The 10355-nt window shown below is 73.8% G+C and carries 9 protein-coding genes and 2 pseudogenes; 4 read left to right on the plus strand and 7 right to left on the minus strand.

Annotated elements, in window-relative coordinates; genetic code table 11:
• Window positions 1–77 precede the first annotated feature (77 nt).
• The 3 genes from ACWJ6R_RS14510 to ACWJ6R_RS14520 form a co-directional block, all read right to left on the minus strand.
• Complete coding sequence (locus ACWJ6R_RS14510) at window positions 78–722, minus strand: copper chaperone PCu(A)C (protein ID WP_449062722.1); 645 nt, start codon at window positions 720–722, stop codon at window positions 78–80.
• A gap of 356 nt (window positions 723–1078) precedes the next feature.
• Window positions 1079–1645, minus strand: a complete 567-nt coding sequence (locus ACWJ6R_RS14515) for an MFS transporter (protein WP_449062723.1) — start codon at window positions 1643–1645, stop codon at window positions 1079–1081.
• Between the two features lie 242 nt (window positions 1646–1887).
• Window positions 1888–2616 carry a DUF2470 domain-containing protein gene (locus ACWJ6R_RS14520; protein ID WP_449062724.1) on the minus strand — a complete coding sequence of 243 codons (729 nt, stop codon included), beginning with the start codon at window positions 2614–2616 and terminating at the stop codon, window positions 1888–1890.
• An 87-nt stretch (window positions 2617–2703) separates the two neighbouring features.
• Between ACWJ6R_RS14520 and rpsD the strand changes: the two genes are divergently transcribed.
• Complete coding sequence (gene rpsD, locus ACWJ6R_RS14525; protein WP_449062725.1) at window positions 2704–3318, plus strand: 30S ribosomal protein S4; 615 nt, start codon at window positions 2704–2706, stop codon at window positions 3316–3318.
• Between the two features lie 60 nt (window positions 3319–3378).
• Here the strand turns inward: rpsD and ACWJ6R_RS14530 are convergent, their stop codons facing one another.
• Both ACWJ6R_RS14530 and ACWJ6R_RS14535 read right to left on the minus strand, forming a co-directional pair.
• Complete coding sequence (locus tag ACWJ6R_RS14530; protein ID WP_449062726.1) at window positions 3379–4314, minus strand: ion transporter; 936 nt, start codon at window positions 4312–4314, stop codon at window positions 3379–3381.
• Between the two features lie 196 nt (window positions 4315–4510).
• Window positions 4511–5833 (minus strand): annotated as a pseudogene (locus ACWJ6R_RS14535) (ATP-binding protein); the annotation flags it as partial.
• A 458-nt stretch (window positions 5834–6291) separates the two neighbouring features.
• On the opposite strand from ACWJ6R_RS14535, the gene ACWJ6R_RS14540 reads away from it, so the two are divergent.
• Both ACWJ6R_RS14540 and ACWJ6R_RS14545 read left to right on the plus strand, forming a co-directional pair.
• Complete coding sequence (locus tag ACWJ6R_RS14540) at window positions 6292–6771, plus strand: DUF2243 domain-containing protein (RefSeq protein ID WP_449062727.1); 480 nt, start codon at window positions 6292–6294, stop codon at window positions 6769–6771.
• Window positions 6771–7469 (plus strand): annotated as a pseudogene (locus tag ACWJ6R_RS14545) (cytochrome c oxidase assembly protein); the annotation flags it as partial. The gene ACWJ6R_RS14540 and the pseudogene ACWJ6R_RS14545, both read left to right, overlap by 1 nt.
• Window positions 7470–7573: 104 nt before the next feature.
• Here ACWJ6R_RS14545 and ACWJ6R_RS14550 read toward each other — a convergent pair.
• The gene (locus tag ACWJ6R_RS14550; protein WP_449062728.1) at window positions 7574–8638 is read right to left on the minus strand and encodes a 2-hydroxyacid dehydrogenase; all 1065 of its coding nucleotides are present in this window, start codon (window positions 8636–8638) and stop codon (window positions 7574–7576) included.
• Between the two features lie 306 nt (window positions 8639–8944).
• Between ACWJ6R_RS14550 and ACWJ6R_RS14555 the strand changes: the two genes are divergently transcribed.
• The gene (locus tag ACWJ6R_RS14555) at window positions 8945–9934 is read left to right on the plus strand and encodes a methyl-accepting chemotaxis protein (RefSeq protein WP_449062729.1); all 990 of its coding nucleotides are present in this window, start codon (window positions 8945–8947) and stop codon (window positions 9932–9934) included.
• A gap of 69 nt (window positions 9935–10003) precedes the next feature.
• On the opposite strand, the gene ACWJ6R_RS14560 is transcribed toward ACWJ6R_RS14555, so the two are convergent.
• Window positions 10004–10237, minus strand: coding sequence for a hypothetical protein (locus tag ACWJ6R_RS14560; protein ID WP_449062730.1), 234 nt, complete (start codon window positions 10235–10237; stop codon window positions 10004–10006).
• Window positions 10238–10355: the final 118 nt, after the last annotated feature.

Consider the following 10355-nt stretch of genomic DNA (forward strand, 5'->3'; position numbering starts at 1 on the left):
CGCCTCCAGCGCGCTCAGCAGCGCCGCGGCGGCACCGCCCGCGAGCAGTCCCCGCCGGGTGATCCGGGGTCCCGCCGTCATCGGTCGCCCCCACCGGTGCGCGCGGTCTCGGCCCCACTCTCGCCGGGGCCCTCGCCGTGCCCCTCGCGGTGGCCCGCGTCCCCGCCGGGGTGCGTACCGGGCTGGTAGTCCTCCTGGCCGCCGGCGAAGTCCTTGCCGACGGCGGTGAACTCCAGGGTCGAACCGTCCTTCAGGGTGAGGGTGAAGGCGATCTGCGCGCCCGGCTCCACCTTCTCGGTGACGCCCATCAGCATGATGTGGTCACCCCCGGGCTGCAGGGGGTGCGAACCGTGGGCGGGGACGGTGAAGCCGCTCTCCTTGGGACGCATGACCGTCTTGCCGCCCGAGTCGACGACCTCGTGCAGCTCGACCTTCGGCGAGAGCGGGGAGGAACCGGAGACGACGGTCACGTCGGTGCCGCCGCTGTTGACCAGGGTGCCGAAGGCGGCCGTCATGCCCTCCTCGGTGGTCTTCACCCACGGGTCCCTGATCGTCAGCGCGGGGGAGGCGGCGGGCGAGGAGGCGGCCGAGGAGGTCGCGGCCGGTGCCGGGCCCGCGGGCGCGGCCGAGGTGTCGTTTCGGGAGGCGCATCCGGTGAGTGTCACCGCGGCGGCGAGCAGGACCGCTGCGGGGACGGCGGGAAGGGTACGGCGAGAGGACATGCTGAAGGCCTTTCTGGCTTGTGCGGCGGGCCGGGACGCCGGGGACCGGGGAACCGTGCCGGAAAGAGGTCACCAAAGGGCACGAATCCGCCATGCCGGACCCCGGGGGGCCTTGCCGGAGAAGAGGTCGCACAGGTCGGAACCGCCGAGCCGCGGGACGGCGGCCTCGGCGCGTGCGGCCGCACGCGCGGGCCCGGGAACACGGAACCGCCTCAGCCCGGTTCGGGCTCAGGAGCCGGACTCAGGAACCGGACTCAGGAGTCGGTCCGGGGATCGGCCCGTGGTCAGGAGCCGGCCCCGGGTCAGGAGCCGGCCCCGGGTCAGGAGCCGGCCTGGGGTCAGGCGTCGGCCCGGGGTCAGGCGGAGGCGGCGGTGACCTGTGAGGGAGGGCCGCGGCGCCGTACGGCGTGGCGGAGCAGGGCCGGACGCGGCGGTGCGGGCTCGGCGGCGGAGACCGCGAAGAAGGGCGTCAGGTCCGGGACCGCGTAGGCCAGGAGGAGGCGGAGCCGTACCGGCAGCCGGCGCAGCAGCGCCCAGAGCGCCGCCTCGCCGCGTGCCAGCCAGAGGGAGGTCAGCCCGACCGCCCAGCCGTGCATGATCAACATGCCCAGACCGGGGAGGAGCCCGGAGTGGGCGTGCTGCGCGGCGGCCTCCGCCGGGGGCATCGCGTGGGTCAGGGAGAACAACAGGTGCAGCGCGGCCTGCAGACCGGCCAGGAGCGGCAGGATCACCGCCGCCGAGCGCTCACGCCCCGCCGCCGCCAGTGCCGCGGTGAAGGCCAGCGCCGCGCCGCCTGTCGCACCCGGCGCGGAGACGGAGCCCCCGGCGAACAGGTGCGCCGCCACGCTCAGCCCGAGGCAGACCGCGGTGAAGACCGCGGCGCGGGCGAGGCGGAAGGCCGGGGAGGCGGGCACGGCATGCATGGCGGGGACATCATCGCACGGGGGAGGACCGCCCTCCTGCCGGGGGGAAGGTCCAGTGCGGCACGGAGACCGGAGCGGGGCGGGGTGGGGCGTCCGAGAGGTGAGGCGCGGCCTCGCGGATCGCGCAGGACCGGTCCTTCGACCGGCCGTAGGCGCGCGGGCGGACCCCGGCCGGGACGCCTCCTACACTCCTACAGCGCCGCTCCGCCACACCTGGCGGCGGGCGTGCGGCGCCGTGCCGGTCAGCGGTGGCAGAGCAGGCAGTGCAGGGCGCGCTCGAGCGAGGCGGTGTCTCCGACGGGGGCGGGCCAGGGCAACCGGATCAGGGTGGGGTCCTCGATGCCCGAGCGGACCGTGGCGCCGAACCTGTCCAGTTCCCAGAGCCAGACGTCGCCGGCGGGCTCGGAGAGCAGGGCGCCGAGAGCGGCCGAGAGCCGGTCCCGGTGGGCGTCGTTGACATGGCGGACCATGCGCTCGGCCTCGGCCGCCAACGGGTCGGGGGCGGCGTCGAGATACTCCTCGGCGTCCAGGACGCCCGACTCCGGCCCGGTGAGATAGATCACCTGGCCGACGTCCACCCGGAGCAGGCGCGGGCCGTCCCGCCGCTCCAGCACCTCGAACAGGGCCTCGTCGGGGCAGCGGTCGGCGATCGCGATCGCGGTCTCGCGCAACTCCCGCTCCGGTACGGCCTGCACCCAGCCCTGCACCTTCAGCAGGCCCCGCGAGAGCTCCACCCCGCCGAGCGAGCGGCTCGCGGTCAGGTCGACGGTCACCACCGGCTCGTCCCGCGTCCCGTAGAGCGGGTCCCCCGGCAGGACGAGCAGCACCGGCCGTCCGGCCCGGTCCACTCCGCCCCGGGCGGACCGCGCGGGCTCGGCCGTCCCCGCGAGGGACACATGGGTCGGAACGGCGGTCGCGGCGAGGGTGCGGACCCGCTCGGGAACGGGCGGCGCGGTGACGGGCTGCTGCATGGACCGGCTCTCCTTGAGATCTTGCGACCACTTCGTCTAAGGTAAGGCTAACCTCAGTTAGGCATACCTAAGCACAATGGAGTGACTGTGCGCTACACCGGACCCAAGGTGCGACTCTCGAGGCGCGCCGGCGTCCCGCTGACCCGCAAGGCCGTCCGCTACTTCGAGGAGCGCCCCTACCCGCCGGGTGAGCACGGCCGCAAGACCAACCGCCGGCAGACCGGCGACTACGGCCTGCGGCTGATGGAGAAGCAGAAGCTGCGCTGGTACTACGACGTCTCCGAGCGGCAGATGCGCCGCTACTGGGACATGGCGCTGCGCAGCCCCGGCCGCTCCGGCGCGGAGCTGGTGGTGCTGCTGGAGAGCCGCCTGGCCTCCCTGGTGCTGCGCGCCGGCCTCGCCCCGTCCATCTACGCCGCCCGTCAGTACGTCACGCACGGTCACATCACCGTGGACGGCCGCAAGGTGGACATCCCCAGCTACCTGGTCAAGCCGGGCCAGGTGATCGCGGTGCGCGAGCGCTCCCGCGCCATGCAGCCGTTCGTCGCCGCGGCCGAGGGGATCTACGCCGACGAGCGGACCGCCCCCTACCTGGCCGTCGACCACGCCGACCTGCGCTTCACCGTGGTCTCCCGGCCGGTGCGCGAGCAGATCGCCGTGCCGGTGGACGAGCAGATGGTCGTGGAGTTCTACTCCCGCTGAGCAGGGCCGCGCCCTTCCCGCCGGTCCCCGGTGACCGGCGGGCCCCCGCCCGGTCCCCGGTCACCGCCGGGCGGGCCGCTTGCGGGAACTCCTCCTCCCGGCGGCGGGGCCGACCGGCACCGTGGAACCGGCCGGAGCCGCCGGATCGGCGGGACCGTCCGATGCCGCGGCGCCGGGTCGTTCCGCGGTGCCGGTCCGAAGGCGTGCGGCGGCGGGGGCGGGCGGGACGCGGTCCCGCAGCTCCCGTACCTCGGCCCGGAGCGCGGCCAGCTCCGCCAGCACCGCGGCGCCCAGCTCCTCGGTCGCCTGCACCGACTCCTCCGCGTGCTCCTCCTCCATCGCGCTGACCACCACCGCGATGAACAGGTTGAGCACCACGAAGGTGCATACCAGCATGAACAGCACGAAGAACACCCACGCTCCCGGGTGCTCGGCCATCACCTCGCGGGTGATGTCGGACCACGCGTCCCCGGTCATCATCTGGAACAGCGTGAACAGCGAGGTGGGCAGCTCTCCGAAGTACTCCGGCGAGGTGGCGCCGTACAGCTTCGTGCCCATCACGGCCGCGACGTAGAGCACCAGGCCGAGCAGGAGCACGATCGAGGTCATCCCGGGCACGGCGGTGAGCAGGGCGGTGACCACCCGGCGCAGACTGGGCACCACCGAGATGAGCCGGAGCGCCCGCAGGATCCGCAGCGCCCGCAGCACCGACAGTCCTCCCGCCGCGGGCAGCAGCGAGACGGTCACGATCGCGGCGTCGAACAGGTTCCACGGGTCGCGGAAGAAGCGCGGCCCGTAGGCGTAGATCTTCGCGGCCAGTTCGGCGGTGAAGAAGTAGAGCGCGAGGTGGTCGACGGCCGACAGTGCGGTGCCGTACCGCTCGACGGCCTCGGCGGAGGTCTCCAGGCCCAGGGTCGCCGCGTTGACCACGATGACCGCGATGACGGCCTGCTGGAAGCGCGAGGTCTCCAGGAGGGCGCGAACTCGCTCGCGCACCGGCACGAGGGCTCCCGGGGTCGGAGGGCGGAGGACAGCCCAAGATCATAACGGATGCCCGGGATCCGGATCCGTCCACCGGGCGAACGCCTGAGGTCCGCCTCACTCCCCGCCGGAGTCCGTCCCGGGGTCCGCCGAGGGTGAGGGTGAAGGTCGAGCCTTCGCCCGGGGTGCTGGCGGCCGTCAGGGAACCGCCGTGGGCCTGGGCGATCGTCCTGGCGAGGGACAGCCCCAGTCCCATGCCCCGGATGGCGTGCTCGGTGGCGAAGCGGGCACGGTAGAAGCGGTCGAAGACGTGCTGCAGCTCGTCGGCGTCGATGCCGGCTCCGGCGTCGGTGACCGCGATCGACACGTTCCCCCCGGCGGCGGAGGCGTGCACGGTGACCGGCGTGCCCGCCGGGGAGAACTTGATCGCGTTCGACAGCAGGGCGCCCACCGCCCGCACCAGCAGGTCGCGGTCGGCGTGCACGGAGTCCACGTCCTCCTCGAGGAGGACGTGGACGGTGCGGTCGCCGGACTCCTGCGCTTCGTCCGCCGTGGCCCGTACCGCCTCGTCGAGGATCCGGCGCACCGGGACCGGGGCCGCGTCGACGGCCAGCCGCCCGGAGTCGACCGTGTTCACCGCCAGCAGGTCCTCCACCAGGTGCTGCAGCTGCCCCGTATTGCGGACCATGGCCTGCAGCATCCTCCGCTGGCGGCCGCTGACGGGTTCGGCCTCCTCGTCGGTGAAGATCTCCAGATATCCGGCGATGCTGGTCAGCGGGGTCCGGAACTCGTGGGAGACGGTGGCGATGAAGTCGCTCTTCGCCTTGTCGAGCTCCCGCAGGCGGGCCACGGTGGCCTGCTCGGCGATGTACGCCTCCCGCAGCGCAGCCTCGGCACGCCGGCGGTCGGTGATGTCGTGGACGAACGCGTTGAACGTCCACTCTTCCCCGTCCTGGACGGCCCACATCACCAGTTCGATGGGGAACTCGCTCCCGTCGGGGCGCCAGCCCGTCAGTTCCAGCCGCCTGCCCAGGACCTTCGACTCCCTGGTCAGCAGGAAGCGGACCCGGTCCGCCTGGTCGGCGGCCCGGTGGCGGGGCGGCACGAGCAGTTCGTGCAGCGTCAGGCCCAGCACCTCGTCGCGGGAGCGGTGGAACATGCGCTCGGCCGCGGAATTCCAGCCGGTGATCCGCCCTGCGGCGTCCATGGAGACGAAGCCCTCCATCGAGGACTCGATCACCTGCTGCAGCCGCTGGCGGCTGTTCTCCAGCATCCGGTGGGCCTGCCGGCGGTCGATCACCCGGCCCAGCTGGTGGCCGAGGCTGGCCATCACCCGCAGCAGCCCCTCGTCCCGGGGGACCACCCGGTCGGAGAAGAATTCCAGCACCGCCGCGACCCCGTCGGTGGCCACGACCGGGAACGCGAAGACCGCCCGCACCCCCAGGTCGCGGTCCTGCCGGGCGCGGAGGACGAGCGGGTCGCGGCTCATGTCGGACGACCAGATCGGTTGCCCCGTGGTGATGATCTGGCCGATGGTGCCGGTGCCGGGGGGGGAAGTGGGCGCGGGCGGTGACCTCCCGCAGGACCGGGAAGCGCTCGATCGCGCCGACCCAGAGCCCGGAGGAGACGAAGTCGTCCCCGATGTCGGCGGGTACGCACAGGTGGCCCAGCGGCCAGCCGGTCAGTTCGCAAACGGCCGTCAGCGTCGCGCGCGCCGCCGGCTCCAGCTCGTGGACGGCGCCGGCCACCGCGGTGACGTTGTCGAGCAGCGCCATCAGCGCCGCTTCCCGCTCCACCTCCGGCACGGGTCCGTCTCCCTTCACTTCCATGACCTGTGCCCGCAGGAGAGGTGATGGAGCCCGTCCTCCGCCAACTTCGGGCAACGAAACGGCCATCGGCGGGCGTCGCGTGAGCGTCGCCCATCCGGGTAGGGGGACCGGCATGCCGGGACGAGAGACACGACGGAACACGGCGTCGGATCCTGGGCGGGCCGTGGTCTCCCTGCGCCCCTCGCTGCTGTCGGCCGCCCTCATCGGCGTCGGTGTCATGGCCGCCGTCGACGAGGTGGTCTTCCATCAGCTCCTGGCCTGGCACCACTTCTACGACCGGGCCACCCCCCAGGTGGGACTGGTCTCGGACGGCCTGCTGCACGCCGCCGAGCTGGTGGCCGTCGTCGGCGGGTTCTTCTGGCTGTCCGACCTGCGCCGTCGCGCGCTGCTGGTCGCGCCGGCGGCGTGGGGCGGCTTCCTGATGGGCGCCGGGGGCTTCCAGCTCTTCGACGGGCTGGTCGACCACAAGGTCCTGCGCGTGCACCAGATCCGTTACGGTGTCGATCTCGGACCCTACGACCTGGCGTGGAACCTGGCCGCGGTCCTGCTGCTGGCCTGCGGCGCCGTACTGGCCCTGCGCGCCCGGCGCCGGCACCGGCGGGCCGGGGACGTCCGCCCTCCGTCCGGTGACCGGCGTCCTTGATGCGGCCCGTCCTTCCGGTCTCCGTCCAGCAGGACGCCCACCCCGCTCCGCCGTACCACGGTCCCCATCCGGACCTGGCCCATCCGGAACTCGCCCCTCCCGGCGCCGCCCATCTGGATGCCGTCCATCCGGACCTCGGCGCGTGGCAGGCGTCCCTGCCGGTGCTGCTGGCGGTCATCGCCTGCGCCGCGGTCTACCTGGTCGCGGCCCGGCGGGCGGCGGTCACCCCCCGGGGCTGGAGCCGCCTGCGCAGCGCCTCCTGGCTGACCGGCTGCGCCGTGCTGGCCGTGGCGCTCTCCCCGCTCGTGCACGCCCTGGCCCCGGCGGGCGCCACCGGCCACATGGTCCAGCACCTGCTGGTCGGGATGTTCGCTCCCCTGGCCCTGGTCATGGCCGCGCCGGTCACGCTGCTGCTGCGCACCGCGGCGGTGCCGTACCGCCGCCGCGTCGCCCGCCTGCTGCGCTCGCCGGTCCTGCACGCGGCCGGTCATCCGGCCGGCGCCGCCGTGCTCAACGCCGGAGGCCTGCTGCTGGTGACGCTCACCCCGCTGTACGCGGCCACCCTGACCAGCCCTCTGCTCCACCACGCGGTCCACCTGCACTATCTTGCGGCCGGTTACCTGTTCGCCTGGGCCGTCGCAGGTCCCGACCCCGCTCCCCGCCGGCCCGGGACGGCCGTTCGCGTCACCGCCCTGATCGTGGTGGCCGCGGTCCACGCCTGGCTGGCCAAGCACCTCTACGCGCAGGCCCCCGCCCTGCCCCGGGGCCGGGGACGCCGCGGACATCCGGCAGGCCGCCCGGGTCATGTACTACGGCGGCGACGTCGCCGAGCTGCTGCTGGCCACCGCCCTGTTCGCCGCCCGGTACCGGCGGCGCTAGACGGCCGCCGCGCCGGGCCGGCCACCGCGTCGAGGGGCCGGGCGCCGTCGAGGTGGCGGCGGACGTTCTCCACGGCGGCCAGGGCGATCCGGACGAGCGTCTCGCGGGTGACGGCTCCGGCGTGCGGGGTGAGCACGACGTTGGGCGCGCCGAGCAGCCGCGAGCCGGGCGCAGGCGGCTCGGGGTCGAACACGTCGATGCCCGCGGCGGCGAGCCGGCCGTCCTCCAGGGCGGCGGCGAGCGCGTCCTGGTCGATCAGCGGCCCGCGCGCGGTGTTGACGACGACGGCCGTGGGCTTGAGCAGGGCCAGGCGGCGGGCGTCCAGGAGGTGCCGGGTGCCGTCGTTGAGCGGTGCGTGCAGGGTGACGACGTCGGACGCCCGCAGGAGCTCCTCCAGCTCGGTCCACCGCGCGCCGGTGCGCTCCTCGACGTCGCGCGGCGCGCGGCGCGGGGAACTGTACAGGACGTTCATGTCGAAGGCGGCGGCCTTGCGGGCCACGTCGCGGCCGATGTGGCCCAGTCCGACGATGCCCAGGGTCTTGCCGGCCAGTTCGGTCAGGTGGGGGCGGAGACGGGGCAGCGCCCACTCCCCCGCGGCGAGCGCGGTGTGGGCGGGCACGATCCGCTTGGCGCAGGCCAGGATGAGGGCGAAGGCGTGCTCGGCGACGCTGTTGCCCTCCGCCCCGCTGGAGGCGATGGTGCACACCGTGACCGCGTGCCGTTCCGCGGCGGCGAGGTCGACGTGGTCGTACCCGTGGCCGACGCACTGGACGAGCTCCAGCAGCGGGGCCGCCCGTAGGTGGTCCGCGCCGACCGGGCTCAGCGCGGTGATGACCACCTGGGCCGCGGCGAGGGCGCCGGGGTCCTCCCCGGTGGACTCCACGACGGTGACGCGCGCGCGGTCGGCGAGCAGCCCGGCCAGGGCGGCCCCCGCCTCACGGCCACCGACCTGCGGGGGGATGACGGCCAGGACGTTCTTGCGGGACACGTTCTTCTCCTGTGCGGGCTTCGGCCGCGGCACACGGCCGCGGGAGGCGGTACGGGCTCCGGGAGGCGGGCTCCGTGATGCGGACGGGTACGGACTCGGGGCAGGACGATGATCGCGGCAACGGCGTCCGGGCGTCCACCCCGAGCCCCGCCTCGTGACGCGCGGTGCGCCCCGGAAATTCCCGGATCTGAGATCCGCCGGATCCTCAGGTCCGATCCCGCCGCGCCGATTGATCCTGCGAGGGCATAAGGAGCGAAAATGATGAAATTCTGGCGGTCACGCAGGGGAGCCGCTGACGTCCACCCGATGCTGCAGTCCCGGGACGCGCTGGTGACGGCGCTGGACAAGGCACCCGCCGTGCTGCTGATCGTCGACGAGGCGGGGGAGGTCGTGTACCGCAACCAGGCGGCCGACCGGCTCATGCAGGAGACCGTGGCGACCTACGGGGTCGAGGCGCTGCTCCTGCTGGCCGACGTCCTGAAGAAGGACCTCCGCACCGCCAGGTCCTTCCCGTTCACCAAGATCAACATCATGGAGTTCAACGGCCAGACGACCCATGGATCGTCCACCTACGACCGGGTCCCCGGCGGCTACATCCTGACCTGGACCGACTCCACGAAGCAGGTCCGCACGGAGGAGGCCCTGAGCCAGCTGAGCCAGGAGCTCTCCACGGCCAGCTCCCACCTCACCGAGGCCGGCCAGGAACTCGTCCGCACGGCCGGGGAGAGCGCGAGCAGGGCGGAGACCGTCTCGCACAGCTCCACCGAGCTGAGCCAGAGCATCCGGGAGATCTCCCAGGGTGTCAGCAGCGCGGCGTCCAGCACCACGACGGCCGCCGACTCGGCGCGCGACGCGACCCGCCGGATGGAGCAGCTGCAGGAGTCCAGCCGGCAGATCGGCAGCATCACCAAGCTGATCACCGAGATCGCCGAGCAGACCAAGCTGCTCGCCCTGAACGCGACCATCGAGTCCGCGCGCGCGGGCGAGATGGGCAAGGGGTTCGCGGTCGTGGCGTCCGAGGTCAAGGACCTGGCCGCCCGCACGGCCGAGGCCACCGCGCAGATCACCGACATGATCGAGGGCATCCAGGCGGAGAGCACCCAGGCCGCCGAGGGGATCTCCGGGATCGCCGGGCTCATCAACACCGTGGCCGAGCAGCAGACGCTGATCGCCACCACGGTGGAGGAGCAGAGCGCGACCAGCACGGAGATGTCCCGCGGTATGGTCGCGGTCGCCGAGTCCGGGCAGTCCGCCGCCCGGGCCGCCGAGACCGTGCTCGCCGCCGCGGCGCGCTGAAGGACCAGGCGGACAGGCTCACCGTCGTCACGAACGGCTGACCGGCTCCGCGCCGCACCGCCCGCCGCCCTACTGCGGCGGGCCGTACGGCTCGATGGGCGGGTCGGAGTAGGGGCCGCTCCCGGCCCCGGGGTCCATCCGGCGGGCGCCGGCCTCCGTCACGCGCAGGCCGTACAGGCCCTGGGCCGGATCGATCGCCACCAGGCCGTAGCCGGTGTCGACCTCCTCCTCCGGCAGCCCGAGCTCCTCCAAGGCCCGCTCCAGTGTCGCCTCGGCCGTCAGGCGCACCGTCACCATCCGCATGGGACCACCAATCGTCTGCAGCGTGCGGCCCCGGCCTCCGGGCCGGGCGCTACGCCTCGCTCCGGCGCTACGCCTCGCTCCGGCGCTACGCCTCGCTCCGGCGCTACGCCTCGCTCCG

The organism is Planomonospora algeriensis (genome assembly GCF_977012225.1).

Coding starts and splice junctions, on each gene's coding strand:
- ACWJ6R_RS14510 (WP_449062722.1), bottom strand. CDS start 722: ATGTCCTCTCGCCGTACCCTTCCCGCCGTCCCCGCAGCGGTCCTGCTC.
- ACWJ6R_RS14515 (WP_449062723.1), bottom strand. CDS start 1,645: ATGCATGCCGTGCCCGCCTCCCCGGCCTTCCGCCTCGCCCGCGCCGCG.
- ACWJ6R_RS14520 (WP_449062724.1), bottom strand. CDS start 2,616: ATGCAGCAGCCCGTCACCGCGCCGCCCGTTCCCGAGCGGGTCCGCACC.
- ACWJ6R_RS14555 (WP_449062729.1), top strand. CDS start 8,945: ATGCTGCAGTCCCGGGACGCGCTGGTGACGGCGCTGGACAAGGCACCC.
- ACWJ6R_RS14560 (WP_449062730.1), bottom strand. CDS start 10,237: ATGCGGATGGTGACGGTGCGCCTGACGGCCGAGGCGACACTGGAGCGG.